This window comes from Acetivibrio mesophilus, from assembly GCF_004102745.1.
Taxonomy (GTDB): domain Bacteria; phylum Bacillota; class Clostridia; order Acetivibrionales; family Acetivibrionaceae; genus Hungateiclostridium; species Hungateiclostridium mesophilum.
In genome coordinates, this window is sequence record NZ_RLII01000001.1 from 1 (window position 1) to 18,211 (window position 18,211).

General features: G+C 35.4%; 13 protein-coding genes and 1 pseudogene. 9 read left to right on the forward strand and 5 right to left on the reverse strand.

All coding sequences use genetic code 11. The features are described 5' to 3' along the window. Window positions 1-644 precede the first annotated feature (644 nt). Window positions 645-1,934, reverse strand: a complete 1,290-nt coding sequence (locus EFD62_RS00005; protein ID WP_069194791.1) for an IS110 family RNA-guided transposase — start codon at window positions 1,932-1,934, stop codon at window positions 645-647. Between the two features lie 416 nt (window positions 1,935-2,350). Here EFD62_RS00005 and EFD62_RS00010 point away from each other — a divergent pair, with 416 nt between their 5' ends. The 3 genes and pseudogenes from EFD62_RS00010 (at window position 2,351) to EFD62_RS00020 (ending at window position 5,646) form a co-directional block, all read left to right on the forward strand. Continuing rightward, the gene (locus EFD62_RS00010; protein WP_069194790.1) at window positions 2,351-3,772 is read left to right on the forward strand and encodes a hypothetical protein; all 1,422 of its coding nucleotides are present in this window, start codon (window positions 2,351-2,353) and stop codon (window positions 3,770-3,772) included. 191 nt (window positions 3,773-3,963) lie between these two features. Further along, window positions 3,964-4,602, forward strand: a complete 639-nt coding sequence (locus EFD62_RS00015) for a hypothetical protein (RefSeq protein ID WP_235832512.1) — start codon at window positions 3,964-3,966, stop codon at window positions 4,600-4,602. A 223-nt stretch (window positions 4,603-4,825) separates the two neighbouring features. Further along, a pseudogene (locus tag EFD62_RS00020) lies at window positions 4,826-5,646 on the forward strand (transposase). A 637-nt stretch (window positions 5,647-6,283) separates the two neighbouring features. Here the strand turns inward: EFD62_RS00020 and istB are convergent. The 4 genes from istB to EFD62_RS00045 all read right to left on the reverse strand — a co-directional run bounded on the left by istB (window position 6,284) and on the right by EFD62_RS00045 (window position 10,420). Next, window positions 6,284-7,042, reverse strand: coding sequence for an IS21-like element ISCth9 family helper ATPase IstB (gene istB / locus EFD62_RS00030; RefSeq protein ID WP_069194787.1), 759 nt, complete (start codon window positions 7,040-7,042; stop codon window positions 6,284-6,286). After that, window positions 7,042-8,526, reverse strand: a complete 1,485-nt coding sequence (gene istA, locus EFD62_RS00035; RefSeq protein WP_069194788.1) for an IS21 family transposase — start codon at window positions 8,524-8,526, stop codon at window positions 7,042-7,044. Before istA ends, istB begins: the two co-directional genes overlap by 1 nt. 113 nt (window positions 8,527-8,639) lie before the next feature. Continuing rightward, entirely contained in the window at window positions 8,640-10,016 is a 1,377-nt protein-coding gene (locus tag EFD62_RS00040) for an ISL3 family transposase (RefSeq protein ID WP_128705494.1), read from the reverse strand. After that, entirely contained in the window at window positions 9,965-10,420 is a 456-nt protein-coding gene (locus EFD62_RS00045) for an ISL3 family transposase (protein WP_069193157.1), read from the reverse strand. Before EFD62_RS00045 ends, EFD62_RS00040 begins: the two co-directional genes overlap by 52 nt. A 166-nt stretch (window positions 10,421-10,586) precedes the next feature. Between EFD62_RS00045 and EFD62_RS00050 the strand changes: the two genes are divergently transcribed. The 6 genes from EFD62_RS00050 to EFD62_RS00070 all read left to right on the forward strand — a co-directional run bounded on the left by EFD62_RS00050 (window position 10,587) and on the right by EFD62_RS00070 (window position 18,209). Next, a complete protein-coding gene (locus EFD62_RS00050) occupies window positions 10,587-11,381 on the forward strand; it encodes an aminoacyl--tRNA ligase-related protein (protein ID WP_162302492.1) in 795 nt (264 codons plus the stop codon). A 61-nt stretch (window positions 11,382-11,442) separates the two neighbouring features. After that, window positions 11,443-11,586 (forward strand): hypothetical protein, encoded by a 144-nt coding sequence (locus EFD62_RS17405; protein WP_155522872.1) that lies wholly within the window; start codon window positions 11,443-11,445, stop codon window positions 11,584-11,586. Then, entirely contained in the window at window positions 11,583-12,851 is a 1,269-nt protein-coding gene (locus EFD62_RS00055; protein WP_128705496.1) for an inositol-3-phosphate synthase, read from the forward strand. Before EFD62_RS17405 ends, EFD62_RS00055 begins: the two co-directional genes overlap by 4 nt. A 50-nt stretch (window positions 12,852-12,901) precedes the next feature. Beyond that, a complete protein-coding gene (locus EFD62_RS00060; protein WP_162149306.1) occupies window positions 12,902-13,636 on the forward strand; it encodes a radical SAM/SPASM domain-containing protein in 735 nt (244 codons plus the stop codon). 18 nt (window positions 13,637-13,654) lie between these two features. Continuing rightward, entirely contained in the window at window positions 13,655-15,796 is a 2,142-nt protein-coding gene (locus EFD62_RS00065) for a glycoside hydrolase family 3 protein (protein WP_027621452.1), read from the forward strand. Between the two features lie 46 nt (window positions 15,797-15,842). Continuing rightward, window positions 15,843-18,209, forward strand: coding sequence for a glycosyltransferase (locus tag EFD62_RS00070; protein WP_128705497.1), 2,367 nt, complete (start codon window positions 15,843-15,845; stop codon window positions 18,207-18,209). The last annotated feature ends 2 nt before the right edge of the window (window positions 18,210-18,211 follow it).

Sequence of the window (18,211 nt, forward strand, 5' to 3'; positions counted from 1 at the left end):
CAGGCAGGACTAGCAAGTATTTGCGGCTGAATGCTGAAGGAAGAAGAATATCGGAAAGCCGTATGCGGGAAAACCGCACGTACGGTTTGATGAGGGGGCGGTGGCAATCCCACTGCTCTACTCTATCGCGGCTGTAAGCCTTTATTTTACTAGGTTTCCGGAAGTACATCCAAGTTGTCTACTCAACCTAAAGGTCCAAAATACGTACATGGGAACATATCGAGGGGGTATTTTTTGAGTGAAATTTAACTCAAAAATAGATAGGGTTGAGTTGACAGAATAGATAACGAGTATTTTTCATAGGGTTGAGGAGACAGGATGGATGTAAAGTATATAAATATTTTTTCTCTTGTCTAGCATGTTTTATATGTTTTTAAAGCTTCAAATTACCAATATTAAATTTTAGTATTGACATATTAAAATTTAATTGATACACTACTATTAGTGGAAGGTTTTTACATATTGATAGAAAGACCAGCTAATTAAAGTCAAGAGTTTTTAAGAAAAAGCTTTATGAATTTTTGAAAACTCCTGACATAGAAAAAATGCATAACAACAAGACCACCTTTACGAAGTAGACATAAAATAGCTGGTCTAAAATGAAATACTGATCCTTGGAAACTAAACATCAAGTGCAAGTACTGCTAAGCTGCTATATGCTTTGCTGCTAACATCTGAGCATGTTCCTGAGGACTGCGTAACTGGTACGGTTTTCTGTCCCTTAGAACAGCAAAGATGTAAATGATGATCTTACGCATAACTGCTCCCAAAGCTACCTTCTTAGGTTTGCTCTGGCACTTTTGCTTGTAGAATTCAAGTAATACAGGGTTGCAAGCCTCTTTATTCCGCTTAGTTCGGATATTGGCAAGAGCAGTTGTAAAAAGAACCCTGCGAAGTAGCCTGGAACCTCTCTTGGACATTTTATTCCGTGTGCCGGTAAATTCTCCGGATTGCATCACAGAGGGGTCAATGCCAAAGTAAGCAACCAGTTTTCCCGGCTTAGAGAAAGCGGAAAAATCGCCGATTTCTGCTAGAATGGTGGCAGCAGTAAGAAGGCCAATACCTGGCAGGCTCTGCAAGAGTTCAAGCGTCAATGCCAGCATGGGCATATCCTTCGCCATATCTTCAGCAATCAGTAGACGAATGGACTTAAGGACTTTCTCCAGGCTTTCTTCCAAGGTTTTGATCATGGAGATATATACGCCCAGCATAATAACATTTGAGGCATTATGAATGCTCAGAGGTGCAAAATCTCTGGCCTTGGAGACCAGAAGCTCATACTTGGCAGTTGACCATTTGAGGCTTTTGCGGGATTTCTTCTGAATCAGTGAAATCAGCTTGTTCCTGTCAGCCTTAAGAATATGGGCAGGAGTAGGATACTCCTCCAGGACAGCCATAGCAGCCTTTGAAAATATATTGGAGAAGACATCCTTGAAGTTAAGCATGAGTTGGTCAACAATACCGGTAAGCCTGTTTTTGTAGGCGGTAAGCTCATCACTCAGTTTGTAGTACTGGCGACATAGGCTCCTTAGGCACTCAATATCCTCATTGGGGATGTTGGTTGACTTAAGTTCCTGAAATCTATAGAGTAGGGCAATTTTCCGGGCATCCACTTTATCATTTTTCACTTTTCTGATTCCAATATTTTTGATAGAATCAGTTTGGATGGGGTTTGTTACCGAAACCTCAAATCCAGCTTTACAAAGTGAATGGAAAAGGATTTTGTGATAGTGCCCGGTGGATTCCATGACTATGAAAGGCCTTGAAGCAAAATCTTTTTCCGTTTTATTAAGCAATTCAACGGCTCTTTCAACGTCGGTATTGGAATCATGGTGAATCTTCATGCGGGCAACCACTTCATTGGTAGGAGAAAGAATCGCCATTTCACTGAAGAACTTACCCACATCAATTCCTGCAATGGGTCTGAAATTCATTAAAATGCCTCCTTTTTAAGATTAATGGACTTAAAAGCCTCCATTCCTTCCCATGTAAGCAAACAACCTTGCATGTGACACGAGGAACCAGCCAAAGAGCTGGCCTCAACCAGCCAAATCATGTAGACTTACCGGAATGGATAAATACTCTTTCTTACGGGTAATCGGCCCGCTAAGGTCCGTCCCAGGAGGTGAAACACTCACCTTCCAAGTCCGGAAGATATTATACATGATTGTCAAGGTTCAGGCCAACAGTTGCTGGCAAAATGGCTAAGATGTGAAGCCGGATGATGTGCTTGATGTTTAGAAAAGAATGAAGTTTGAAGTGTTATGTTAACAATGAATTTTAATGGGTCGAACAGTGGCTTCGGTCACTGATTTAATACAATATTAATTGTACAAGGAGGTATATACTTATGAAAAAGATAGTATCACTTATGCTTATATTCTGTATGTTGATGTGCTCTTCAGGCATTATTAGTGCTGCAAAGAGCAATGTATCAATTCAGGGGTACAAAATCAACGCGGCTGATGTACAGGAAGTATTTTCATCTTGGGAGCTAACTGATAGCGTTCAGTCGGTTTCACTTGATATAGATGATTGCGATATTGCTGAAGACAATATAGTAATATCCGGAACAGTAAATGATCAAAATCAAAAAACTACTGTTCTTTTTGAGGGGAAGATGTTTATTAGTGGATATAAACAAAATAAAAAGAAAGTTGAGAGTTATGTTGGTGCTTTAAGTGAGAATAATAGCAAATATGAGGTACTATATTTTGAAATTAAAAATAGTACAAAAGAAGATGATGTATTGTTTTCAGAAAAGTTAAAAACAAAAAAGTGCTTTATTTTGTACTTAAGAGACAAGGAAGGTAATGTATTTGCATTTCAAGAAAAACTGAACAAACTTGGAATTAATGCTTCTGATTTGAAATGTACTGAAGTGGCTGAAGGTGTAAATGACAAATACTGGTTTGTTAAAGCTTTAGAACCTGAAAAGAGCGAAATCCCTTTTGAACCTAGTATGTTTCCTGAACTGGATTCAGATACTGCAAACAAGTTAAAACAAGCTACTATATCTGAATCAAAGATGATTAATACATTAAGATCATCAAGTAATGGGTATTATAATGTGGCAACACCTGTCTTAAGGTATAGTTATGATTATGGGTATGTAACTTACGAATTCATGGCTTTTACATATTTTGAAGGCTATATCAACGATGTTCCAAACACGGGAACCACGGAATGGACATCTAGTTTAAGAATTGTTCAAAGTGCACGTGAGAATGGAGTAATAAATAATGATCACAATGCACATTTTTTTAAACTTCAAGGTAGTAGTCAGTCAAATGGAAGAATTCAGTGTACAGTTGCTGCTGGGGACAATACAAGAATGCAGTCCTTAAGACTTGGATATCAATTGTTACAAGGATCGAATCGAAATTACGGAGGTGCGGTTTGGAGCGTTTTAGGTATGGTAGCAGAAAGTAATCCTTATACCAGATATGCTTATCAAATTCTTAACATTGCTAGCAGCCTTTTTGGAGAACCAGAAGCAAAATTGATTCAGCAGGATGCAAATAGTTCGCTTGGACAAGACTGTGCGGTGATGAGGTATGAACTTTCAAATAGTAACACTTATTTATGCTGTAGTTCTAATAGACTTGAGTTGTTCATTACCGTACTTACTGCAGATAATACTCAAATAAGGAACGAAAGTACGGTAGCAGCAGTTAATTGGAAATATGCTGTGAAATTTAGCGGGAATTCTTCTACTGTGACTGAGTATAATGTTCAATGTGCATATGTTCCTTATGATACCAACAGGTAGTTGACCTAAAGATGAAGATTCGGGATTAATTCATAAAAAAAGGTTAATAGCCTTGAGGAATCTTAAAAAATAATATATATTTGAATCAGAAAACTGTTGAATTTAAAGGCGGATAGAATATTACAACAAAATGGTATTCAATAATAATTGGAGAATGTACTGACGGCTGTAGTAGTAGAAAGGGGTGTAATGTGAAAAACAAGGTGTTGTTTACATACAGAATCATTGTGATTGCTTGCTTGCTTGTATCTGTAGTATTTAATTGCGTTATGTGGTATAGGTATTCATATAATTACTCCAATCATAAACGTTATGCATATAATTTTATTGGGAGCGATTATAAAAGTACGATGGGTGGACTGAAGTATATATCAAGAGACCTCCTAGAAAAAATAATTATTAATAAATCAATTACTTATAGGGAGGCTGATAATTTCTATATAACATTTGATGATCTAAATGGGGCATTTGAGGATTATTGTGCAGATTATGAATGGATGTATGGAAGTCTTGAATTTGTAGAAATATACAAAGAGCCAAATTTTCAGATGTCGAATTTAAGTCTAGGAACGCTTCCTATAGCAGGTTTTTTTCTCGAAGTGAAAACGCTGATGGGGGAAAAAGAAGAACTATCCTTAAGTGCTGAACAAATAGAAAAATTAAAAATAATTCTTGATGCTACAGATAAATTGATAGAAATTTACGATAAACACTACGTGTCTTTCGAAGAACCTTTGGAAGATATATTAGATTCGCATTTTCATCATATTAAAGAATTAAGAGAGTATTTTGGCGGAAGTGAAAATAATCTTTATAAATTGTATGAATAATTGCTGTCGACTATAGAAAATCAATAGAGAAAAAAATTCTTCTATTTGTATAGCGGAATAAATGGTGCGAGTGATTTAAAAATTCAGTCCATTAGATAAAGACTGATGTATCATTGCTATTTAGATAAGTATTTGATGATATGACAAATCCTATGTATAGAAAGATTAAATGTCTCCTTCTTGGCAAGAATTATAAATAACAAAAGCCAAGGAGGAGATATTTATGTCAACGCTATCAAAAGAGCAGGTAAAGCAATTAGTCCAGGGGAATAATTTCCAGAGTGTGAAAGATATTAATTCGTATCTGAAAGATATTTTTAAAGATATTATTCAGGAGCTGCTTGAAGCAGAACTTGAAACTAAATTGGGGTATGCAAAAGATGATATCGAGGGCAAGAATACGGACAATAGTCGGAATGGTTATACACCAAAAACAATAAAGAGCGAGTTTGGGGAAGTTGATATTCAAGTGCCCAGAGATCGGAAAGGAGAATTTCGACCTAAAATTGCTCCAAAATACAAGCGTAATGTTGCTGGTATTATAGAAAGGTTATAGCTTTATAGGCTAGGGGGATGTCTACAAGAGATACAAGTGAACAAATTGAAGAACTTTATGGGTTCAGTATTTCAGATGAGATGGTCAGTAGGATTACTGATAGAATTGCTCCGGAAATCAAAGAGTCGCAATAAAGACCATTAGAACCAGTACACTCATTTGTTTTTATGAACGCAATTCGCTATATAAAAGATAAATGGGGGAAAGAATACCCACTTGCAATACGCAGCTAGGAAAACAACTGGAATGTTATAGGCCCCTTTTTCAAATTTCCAGAGGAAGTACGAAAAATATCTACACTACTTATGCCGAAAAAATAATTATGCGGATATCGTGATAGCGCTACAAACACCATTGAAGGACTGAATCGCCAGTTTCGTGAGGTTACAAAACTAAAAACAATGTTTCCAACTGACAGCTCATTGAAAAAGATGTTGTATTTGGCTTGTATGAATGTGGTGGAAAAAGGTTGGGATATACCATTCTAAACAATTATTGCCAAATTTATGCACAAAACTTAACAAGAACGGCAATAATATATAATGAAAAGGTGATTCGGAGGTATATTCTGTAACCTTGAAATTACTTGCTTAAGAAGGATTGCATAAAATCCGATACACAGAATTATTTATACTCCCAATTAAAACAACACTTAGCAATGCACTTGATTATATTAACTGATAATCAGATTTTAATATCGGGGTATAATGTTGACCCTTTTACAGCTTCAATAGAATTTGAAATGACTGCAGCTTTAGCAAGAGAAGTAAAAGGTAATTATACTAAAATTGGTGGTTCTAATAATTTGGCTTATCAACTTATACAAAGTTTTTCGCCAGAGATTATTTCGCTTCTTACAATAGATAGGTATTTGCTTTTTTCATAATATCATATTAAATTCTGTTTTTCACTACTAAAATCAAAAATCATCCAAAACAATATACATTTGCTTCATTTTTAAATAATAATCCCAAAATAATATTATCTTTAAGTCTTGAACCTCCTGCACAAAACAAAAAATAGCACTACAAACTTAAGGTTATAAGAATTTATTCTTTAATGTAAATGTCAATAAAAATTTAGGTCAGTTACCGGAGTAAAATCAGGCCACCAATTCATAAAAAATTAACTAATATCTGTCTGTTTCGAAAGAGCCTGCTTAAACCTGTAGCTTTCCCCATTAATGTTCAGTATGTGTGCATTATGGGTCAATCGGTCAAGCAAGGCAGCTGTCATTTGTTCATCGCCTAACACCTCCGTCCATTTTGGAAATTCTAAGTTCGTTGTTATAATCAGGCTACCTCTCTCATATCGGGAAGAACAAAACTGAAAGAGCAATTCTGCCCCGACTTTACTGAAAGGTACATAGCCTAATTCATCTAAAATCACTAAATGCGGTGCCAGCCATTGTTTTTCAAGTTTATTGAGACGATATTCCTGCTGAGCTGCAAGCAGTTCATTAATTAAACCGGCTGCAGTGTAGAACTTTACCTTCATGCCCTGTCGGCATGCCTCATAACCAAGAGCAATTGCAATATGGGTTTTACCAACTCCAGAGTTGCCTATCAACAGGACATTTTCTTTTTTTCGGATATATTCTCCCTGCATAAGTTTAAGTACCTTTGGTTTATTAAGGGATGGTATAGCAAGAAAGTCAAAGCTCTCAAGGGTTTTGATTACCGGAAAGCTCGCTTGTCGTATTCCTCTCTGGATCCGATTGTTTTCCCGTTGGTGTACTTCCTGCTCTAGTACACATAACAGGTATTCTTCATAATCCAGATTATTGTCCGCTGCTTCTCTTGCTAAGGATTCATAAGTTTTTGCAACCTGAGGCATTTTCAGCTTTTTCAAATAAGCTTCGATTAGCATTTTGTTAACCGGCATTATTGTCCACCTCCTGACATGAGAACTCTATATTTGCTAAGGTCAGGGGGTATTACGACTACATCCGGGATATTCTGAAGCTTGTCTTTTCTGATAGGATTTATCTTAGGCCTATTTGAAACCATTAGCTGCCCCAATATGTTCAATACACCGTCATAACCATATACATTGTATGCCATAGCAGTTTCAACGGCTTCTGTCACTAACGCAGGAGGATAATCCCTGTGCAGCATAAGTATTCTTACAAATTCTCGGTTACCTTTTGGACTTCTGGCATTTAAGTTCCGGCGGTACTGTTCATAAATAGGTGCCATAGTTTGGGGCTTGTATACTTTTGTGTTGCCTAATGCACGGGATTTTTGCAGTAGTAGTTCCAGATAGTGATCCAGTGTTATATGCTCCTGATTCCGGCCATATATCCTGGGATGGCTCGCAATTATTGCTCCTTTGTATAGTATTTTTACTTCATTTGCTGTTGCTCTAACAGTAACTTTCTCTCCCACATATATCGTGGGAACAGAGTATCGGTTTGTTTCAAACTGCACCATAGAATAGCGATTTACCTTTGCCTCTTTATACCTTGCACCATCAAACCTTACCGATGGCAATGGCCTCAATGCAGCCCGTTCAGCTTCCCATTTTGGATTCTTTTCCAAAAGTTTAACACATTCTTTATGCAGATATTCGTTCAATTCCTCAAAGGAATCAACCTCAGGGTAGGGAACGAAAAACCTTCGGACAGCCTCTCTACCTGCATTTTCTACGCCACCTTTATCACTCCCTTTTGCTGGTCGGCAAAAAGTGGATTCATATAGGTAATGGGTACGTAAGGAGATGAACTGCTCCTGCTCTTCTCTTTTACTGCCTTTAAGTATTTTCTTTACTGCTGTCTTCAAATTATCATATGCTATTTTGTATGGTACACCGTTCATAAACTCAAAACATTTGATGTGCCCATCAAAGAAAGCTTCTTGTTTTTCAAAAGGATATGCCCTTACATAAAAACCGCCCGAACCTCTAAGCTTCATTACAAAAATATGTGCCTTAGTCTCCTTGCCTTTAAGATAAAAATATGCTTCTGTCCAATCTACTTCTGCATAAGTTCCTAATTCGAATTCCAGTGGTAGAAAAGCCTCTTTTGGTTTTCTATATTCCTTCCTAAGATAGTCCATTACAGTATTATATCCACCTGTAAAGCCTTCTGATTTTAGTATTTCAAATATTTTTGTTCCTGTGTGACGTTGCTTGCGATGTCTGGTTTTATCCTCTTCTATTATCTGTTTAATTAAAGGAATGTATGGACCTAATACAGGATGTTTACGTTCTTTAGTTAACTTATATTTTGGTGGTTTTGGTTCTTCCATAGAAACGTATTTCGAGATTGTATCTCTATGTATTCCAGTTCTTCGACTTATTTCTCTTATACTTAGGTCTTCCATAAAGTACATTTTTCTGATATCCTCTAACTGTGCCATCTTAATCATATCCTTTCCTCCTGTACGATAATGCTTTGTCAACATAATCATACAGGAAAATTTGATTAAGGTGGCCTATTTTTTTACCGGTATGTGGTACAATTTTAGGGTTCTTTCCAATGTTAGTTGAATAACCTCATTTTTTCGAGCCGGAGAATTTTGTTTTTTAGTGTTTCAAAACTACAACGGCCATACATAATTCGTTTTATTACCTTCAGTTTATTAATGCACCCTTCTGCAAGCCCATTACTATATTCATATTTTATCGCATTCCTTACAGCCTCCATATCTCGTTCAATCCCATTTATGAAACTGTTTATCTCCGGTATGTTTAGATTTTTGGCTCCCTCCATCCATTTATCCAAAACATCAATATTTTTATCAGTTAGCATACTCTTAAATTCCCATGTTATTTTGTATATCTTTTTAAAAAACGGATATTCTTTGCATATCATTTCAAATTGTTTCTTACTAATTATTTTTACTTTTTCTATTGGTTGGTACAATAGCTTTAATATATTTTCTCTTTTTATTGTTTCTGTTTTTGTCCCATTTTCCCTACTTTTATCGTAATATTTTTTTCTCCGCTTCTTCCAGTCTGTTATATAATCCCGCACAGTTGATGATGAACCCTCATATCCCATTTCGCGTATCTTTTCCTCAATATATGAACCCATAATCCCTTTCTCAAGGTATTCGTCAATCGCTTTTATATATGGTGTCAGCTTCCCATTTCTCTTTTTGCCATAGGCAGCATGGACCGGATTAAAGTTTTCATCAAGATATCTGCTAACTGTTTTTCTATTAAGCCCGGTACGCCTGGATATCTCTCTATTACTCAAACCTATTCTCTTTAACTCCCGCACCTCATTTACACGTTCCATTTTTTGCTTTACTCTTTCTTCATGTATGATCATCTTTTTTGTCTGGAATGACTTTTCCCTTTTTTCAGCCGTCATTGCCATTAGCTTATCGTAAGCTCGTACATCCATATTTAAGCTTCGGCAAATTTCTGTTTTACATCTTCCTTCTAATAGGAGTTGTTTTATCTTTTCATATTTTTCTTTCAATGTAAGTTTTCTGTTTTCATCTGCCTGTCTTATTGTTTTTATCTCTTTAGTTTCCTGACTGACAGCTTGTATTAAAACTTGCGGCTTTAATCTCTTTTTTAGATACTCTGTTATATAGGAAGTCAGATTCTTCAGTAAATGAAAACGGTCACTTATTTGTAAAGCTTCCGGGTGTGCATTTGCAATTGCATTATTATAGATAACAGATCCATCTCTTGATATCACACGAAGATTTGGATATGTTTTTAACCACTCGCAAACAGTCTCATAATCCCTTGAGTCAATCATATCAAGTATTTGATGCGTAAAAATATCTATCATAATTGTCCCATAGCTTTTTCGCTTTTTAATAGCAAAATCATCAATGCAAACAGCTGTTACTGTCTTTTTGTCAACAACCGGTGTTTCTTTTTTTTTAAGAGATTGCAAACTGTACTTTTGCCGATATCCACAACATTTTCCTTTAGAGCTTTTGATGCTGCAACGGAACTGCAATTTATTGACAGTCGTACAATTTCATCCTCAAGACGACGGGTTTTCTTCGCTTTATAGGAAATAAAATCAAATCTTTCTGCAAAAGTAGTATGACTACAATCAGGATTATCACAAAACATTTTTCTGTTACGTATAATAATAAATACCTTATTACCTTGTATTGGAAGGTCCTGAAAAGTTCTGTTGTAGGTGGAATGTATCCTGGATGATGGCCGGCCGCAAAATGGACATGTTACTTCTTTGCGGTTGGAAGCTACCGTTATATAGCATTTGCCATCATTTATTTCATGATTAATATAGTCTAAGTTTGGATCTAATTGTTTAATAAACTTATCCATGGTATAATCTCTTTTCTTTTGTTTGATTTTTATTTATTTTATCATGTTTTTTCGTTTATTTCAACTAACATTGGAAAGAACCAATTTTAGAATAGCATTAACAGTTGTGGGGATTTCAGGAGTATGCCTGGAGTTACTATCCTACTTTTCAGATCAGATTAAAAAGATGGGAGAAGAACTTGGTGCTGTAGAGTATAAATATCCGACATTGATTCCTATTAAAACCATGCAAAATATAATGTATCTATCTTCAAGACCAGAAAGTCTTAATTTCGTTTCTAGGCTTAATGAGGATATGAATTTGATTGACGATTTTTCCGAGCAGGCAAAGACAATAGAGTCAGATGTTGACATGAGTAGATTAGGAAGTCATTTTCAAACAGATATGATTAATTCTTCTGCGGTGTGTTTTCATACCTATGCCCAGTATAAAAATAGGGATTTAAATCTTACGGATAAACCGCTTATTATAGGGGCTGAAGGAAAATGTTTCAGATATGAATCCAAAAGTATGAGAACGCTTGAGAGACTCAGAGATTTTACAATGAGGGAAATCATTTGCTTAGGTACAGAGGAAATGATAAGTGAATACATAAAGAATGTAACCGAGAAGATAAAACTTTTGTTTGAAGAGATAGGAATGAACTATTACTTAGCATCCGCAAACGACCCGTTTTTTGTGGAGGAATTCTCAATTCAAAGCACATTTCAAAGAACTTTCGGATTAAAAACTGAAGTAAATGCAAGATTAAACGGGAATTCTTCCAAGGTTGCAATAGGATCGATCAACAATCACAAAGATTTCCTTGGCAGATCATTTCATATTACAAACAATGGAAAAGTGATTAATTCAAGTTGTGCAGCATTTGGTTTGGAGAGATGTGTTTATGCTTTTCTGAATCAATATGGACTAGATAAAAAACTCTGGCCCCAAATTGTACGTGAAAATGCAAATCCATAGCAACAGTTAGTAGCAAGCTGATTCGGACATTTCACACAATTCCTGGACAAAAGGAACGAATATGATGGTTAGAACTGTTGATAGATATCCATTGGCAGATAATGCAGTTGGGCATAGGGGGGTGAGAAGAGGAAAAAAAGGGAGGAATCAACTGGAAATGTGCCTAAAATCCGAAGGGAAGATTACAAATAAAAGTCAGGTATGACAGAACTGGAGTTATTGCTTAACTATAATCAGCTCCTGGCAAGTAGCTTTTTTATTACGTTTTGTGCCTTGAGCGAAGCGAAAGGAATGGTAAATAAAATGAAAATTTGTATTATTGGTGTTAAAGGCGGAATTTCAACAGTAACTATGACAGGAATTTTTAAAAGTAAAATTAATGGAACTCAGGTTGACGCACTACTTACCAATACAGAGTTATTTAAAGATATTCCTTTAATAGATACCAACAGTTTTGAATTTGGTGGATTTGATGTTAGAGCAGAGGGGATGGTTGAATCTGCAATTATTGGAGACCAAAATGACATTTTTCACATTCAGTATGATAAAGAAGTACAGAAGTGTTTAAGTGAAGTTCAGGTATTTAAGGGTGTATGTATTAATGGTGGAACTGCTATAGAGGATATTGGTACAAGTGAATCGAGAAAAAATTGCAACAACCTTGCGGAAGCAGTAGATCATATTAAAAAAGAATTGTTAGCATTTAAGGGAAACGATGACTGCATTATGGTTAACCTTGCTTCTACAGAAGCAACTATTCGAATGAATGAAAATCATTCATCTATTGATAATTTTAGAAGAGCCATTGAGTTAAATGAATGCAATATTACACCAGGTCAGCTTTATGCATATTGTGCAATCGATGAAGGAATTCCTTATATCAATTTTACACCATCAATTTGTGCAGATTTTCCAGCATTAGAGGAACTTGCTCTTGAAAGGAAAGTACCTATCGCGGGTAAAGATGGAAAAACCGGAGAAACATTATTAAAGACTGTATTATCAGAATTATTTAGAGTTCGTAATCTAAATGTTGAAATGTGGTATGGAACTAATATTTTAGGAAACTTAGATGGTAAAGTTTTAGATTATGGTGATAATAAAGAGACTAAGATTGCTTCTAAAAAGCAGGTATTGCAGAAATGCCTTGGTTACTCTCCGGACTGTAAAGTTAGAATCGACTATATGAAACCGATGGGAGATAATAAAGTTGCCTGGGATTATATTCTGTTCAGCGGATTTGGCGGAGCAAAGATGAATATGACATTTACTTGGCAGGGAATTGATTCCTTCCTTGCAGCACCACTGGTTATCGACTTAATTCGATTAACACAGTATGCATGGAAGAAGGAGAGTTATGGAACGCAAAGTCAATTTTCACTATTTTTCAAAACACCTCTTGGTACTGACGTAAATATGACTTCAGATCAATATAGAATTTTAAAGGATTGGTTAGAGTCGACTAAATAATAGGGACACAATTATATTAAATGATAATGAGGTTGGGGAAAATGTTTCGAATGGTTGAAATAGAGATTAATTCACAATGTAATCGTAAATGCTCTTACTGCCCAAATTCATTTATGAAAAGAAAAGAACAAGGGGAAATGGAATCAAAAGTATTTTATAAGTTACTAGAAAGCCTGAGAAAGATAAAATTTGATGGCAGAATTTCGTATCATTTCTTTGGAGAGCCTTTGCTATGTAAAAATTTAATTCCATACGTGAAAGAGACAAAAATACAATTACCCGATAGTAAAATTTTTCTATATTCCAATGGAGATTATTTGGATAGGGAAAAGTTGGTTTTACTGAATGACTATGGTGTTGATAAATTTATTATAACTAATCACCAAGGTAATGGTCATAGATTTCAAAAAGTTTATGACCATATAAGTGATAACCTTAAAGAGAAAGTTACTTATTTAACAAGTAAAGAATTGAATCTTGTGAATAGGGGAGGATTACTTGAAGGAGTTGGTGGAAATGTTATTTCGGAAAGGCCATGTATTGTTCCAAAGAATTTACTAGTTATTACTTGTAAAGGTAATGTAGTATACTGTTTTAATGATTACTGTCAGGTACATACAATGGGAAATATCATGGAACGTGATTTAATAGATATTTGGAACGATGAGGTATATGTGCGTATACGAACAGAACTGGCAGAAGGAAAGCGGTCTAATTACGAGGTATGTAAAGTATGCAATCATTATAGTGCACTGACAGAAGATGGACTGGATTTTGAATTATAGATAATGGAGAACTTGAATATGGGTCAAATTAGTGAAAAAGATTTATATGAAATGATTCATGCAATGACGATAAGAGAAAAGATTGGACAACTCCAGATGATTGAGATTCATAGATTGATGGAAGAGCCATGGGATGAAAACATGGCAGAAGAAGATTGGAATTATATAAAAAAGGACTTAAATCCGAAAGCTTTAGAACGAGTATTGATTGAATATGGTGTTGGTTTTATTTTTTATGGTGGAACAGGTATATTAAAAGATAATACCATTGAGGGATGGCGTAATGTATGTGATGAACTAAAAAAATATACGGATAAAACCCGTCTTAAGATTCCTGTATTGCAAGGACTAGACGCAATACATGGTTTTAATTATTTATCCAATGCTACCATATATCCACATAATCTAGGTGTAGTATCAACATGGGATGACTCCCTTGCTTACCGGTTAGCGAAAAATGTTGAAAAGGAACTTAGATATGCGGGTATGAATTTTGTATTTGCACCAAATGGGGATATTGCGAGAGATCCAAGATGGTCTCGCGTGTATGAGAGTTGTGGTGAAGATCCATATCTCGCAGCAAAAATGACAGAACAGTATGTAAAAGGATATCAGGAAAGTAAATTATTTGGGGCGTGTGCCAAACACTTCTTAGCTTACGGAGAATCGAGCACTGGACGTGACAGGGAACCAATTGATATTTCGGAAAGGACAATAAGGGAAATTCATCTTCCATCTTTCCGAGCTGCCGTACAGGCAGGAGTCAAGATGATTATGCTCAACAGCAGTTCACTTAATGGAATTCCTGTTCATAAAAATAAATGGATTATGCAAAAATTATTGCGTGAAGAATTGGGTTTTCAGGGATTAATAGTATCAGACTGGGCCGATCTTCAAAAAATATATACAAGGCATATGACTATGGACTCTTTGAAATCAGGGATTATTGCGGCAATTAATGCCGGAATTGATTTAAACATGGTGCCGGATAATTTGGATATCATTGATATTATTATAAATGCAGTAGAGAATGGTCTCATCCCAATGAAAAGAATTAATGAATCTGTAGAAAGAGTACTGAGATTAAAGGCGGAGTTCAACCTATTCAATGGGAGAAAAGAATCAGAGGTGGTGGAAATAGGGAGTCCGGAATCTGTAGAAACCGCTTATCATATTGTGAGTGAATCAGCAGTTCTGTTAAAAAATGATCAAGTATTGCCAATAAGTGATAATCACAAAAGAATCCTTGTTGTAGGAGAGGCAGCGGACACAAGAAGACATTTATGTGGCGGATGGACTATGGGATGGAATATTATCAATGAAGAGGACATTCAGTCAGGAGATACCTTGCTGACAGCACTTAGAAAGAATTCAAAAGAGTTTTCCAAGATCGATTATGCAAAAGATGAAATAGAGCTTTCTAAATACAAAGAAACTGCTGATATGGCAATTATGGTAATTGCTGAAGAACCTTATGCAGAAGAAGGTTGCGATTTACCAGAGCTATGTGTACCACAGGAGCAGTTGGATCTCTTAAAGAAACTTAGGAAAAATCAGGAGAAAGTTGTATGTGTTTTGATATCAGGACGTCCACTGGTTATTGCAAACATACTGGAACTAGCAGATGCCATAGTATGGTGTTGCCTTCCAGGAACACAAGGAGGGACTGGAATAGCAGATATTCTTTTAGGCAAGGTCAACCCATCAGGAAAGCTTCCAATATCATTTCCTAGATCATCTAGTGATTTACCAGTCTTATATAATTCAAGAAACATGACGACCTACAATCCATTATTTCCTTTTGGCTATGGTCTTAGTTATACCAGCTTTACTTATGAGAATATTTATGTACCAGAAGAATTGGAAGCTAATCAGGATCTGATTATTACCTTGGATATTAGAAATAATGGTGATCTTGATGGAAAAGAAGTTGTGCAGGTCTGGGGGAGGCATCTATACTTTTCATGTGTTGGTCTTCGCTTAGAATTGCTTGGATACAAAAAACTCCTTGTAAGGAAGGGACAGGTAGAAAATGTTACAATAGTGATAGAAAAAGACAGATTAAAAGTCTTAAATGAGGAAAATAAGTATGTTTTTGAGGAGCATTTATTGCAGGTTCTAGTTGGCGGAAAACAATTTGATATAAGATTACATAAATAAAAGTTTAACTACCAGTCAAACTGATGGGAGAGTTGGGTGAAGAGCGATGGAGTATTCAGTTATTGTATTATATTGGAATAAGTATGATGAAATAAAACTAATTTTGTCAGCATTAGCTGTACAGAATTATCCTAAAATAGACTATGAAGTAATTATTGTTGATGATGGTTCTGCTGTAAAGCTCAATGATTTGGTGAGCAGATACAGTAAGCAGATGAATATTCAATATCTAAGAAGACCACACTGCGGCAATAGGAGTAATAACCGTAACTACGGTGCAAAACATGCAAAAGGAAAGAATTTGATATTCTTGGACGGTGATATTCTCCCAGGGAAAGACCTTATTTCCAATTTTGAGAAGCACAGAAAGGATGGACAGGTATCAGTTGGATATCGTGTATATCTGAATAAATATGAGCCAAATCAGATAAGTGAATATATTGTGCAGAACCATTTTGAAATAATCGAGAATTTGCCAGGTACACTGGATGGGAGAAAAACTCCAATGCGTTATTTCCGAGAAACGAACCAGTATTACAGGGGGGGGTGGCAGATTTTGTATTCCGCTTGCTTTAGTATAGCAAAGTGGCAGTTTGATCAAGTTAATGGATTTGATGAGCAATTTGGAGAAAATTGGGGAAATGAAGATATTGAGTTGGGATACCGCTTATGGAAAAACGGTGCTGATATAAAGATGATAGAGGATATATGCGTTTATCATTTATACCATCATGTTGAATTGGCAAAAAGAGAGGAAGATTTTCAGAAAAACTCTAAATTTCTGGTAGAAAAACATCGGAACTGGATGGTCGAACTATTTACAAAGGAAGCAGAAATATGGTCAAACGAATATATCAGAATACAAGAACGCATTATAAGCAAGGAAGCAATAATAAATGAGATAAAAAATATTGAAGAAGTAAAGAAAAAAATTTCAGCAAATACCATTCTATTTGGAATTGAAAATATAGAGTTGATTAAGTGTGAACAGGTTTCTTTCGCATATGTACCAGAAACCAGACTCATGGATAATAAAGTAGTAAATATGATTGGATTTCGAACCGACTTTCAAGACCATGTATTTTCTTGCGGTATTGTATCTCAGAAATATAAAAATATCAATGAAGGACTTTTTATGGTCTTATGTGAAGAAGCATCTAGAATATGCAGAAGTGTTTGGATTATGGATGAAGAGGGCGAATTGCAGAGATATGTCAGATTCAATAGGGCAGTACTTATAAACCTTTCACCATATTATCATATGTTTAAGACACAATATTGTTTGCTGCATTTTGCAATAGCAGCGAAAAAGATGGGATATCTTGTAGGAATAAATGTTGATATTGATTTGTTTCAGGAAATTGAATTTGATAATGTGTTTCTGCTTAATGAAGATGAGAACAAACAATGGCTGAGCGAAGCGAGAAATCATACATTAAACTTTGCTGGAAATAAGATACCATGTTTTATGGATTCGATAAATGCTTGTTCTGAGCGTTCATTATCAAGCCGAATATTATGGCAGGAACAATCGTTAATCAGTCAGAAAGAACACGATGAAATAAGGAGTAGCTATCCAACCGTTTTTCAGAAAAGAAAAGAAGATTTTGCTTCATGGAATGTAAAAAAGGAATTTTTACCTGTAGGGATTGATACAGAACAGTTATATCAGTATCAATGTAAAAACAGGGACAGTAATAAAGTATTCATATTGTTGTGGGCGGATCAAACAATTAATAAGAATACAAACTTAATAGAAATAGCTGAAATTGTAAAAAACATAAAAAATATACATCTTAAAATTGTAACATATAATATAGAAGAGTATGCTAAAGATAACTTTATCTATAATGATTCATTTAATCAGTGGATTAATTCTAATATATATAACGTAGTGACAAAAAAAAGGGGCTATATGGAAAAATTAAGGGGAATTATGGCGGAAACTGATAACATAACCTTGATTGAGGGAGTATATAAGGAAAGTGATTATATCCGCCAAATTTCAGAATGTGATGCATACATTAACTTAAATTCTCTTGAAGAAATTAATCCACTTGTACTTTATTCAGTGGCACTAGGTAAGAAACCGATTATTTGGAACCGTGATACGTATATCGATTATTTTTCGGCTAATGAGATGATAAGCATTGATATGGTAAAGAAAATAGAAGTGTTGGATGATATATTTTTAGAATCGCCAGAACACGAGCAAAAGCCGCTTAGGCTCGAACTGGCGAAGCCGGATATAATTAAACTAAGTGACACTCTTAGAACATTACTGTCTCATAGGTCAGCTATAGAGATTGGTGAAGATTTTAGGAAGAAATTTTGTGCAGAATTTGATTGGAAGAGCATTGTTTCTCGTTTCGAGACAATCATAAACAATAAAGAAAAAGGGAAGAGGGTATAACG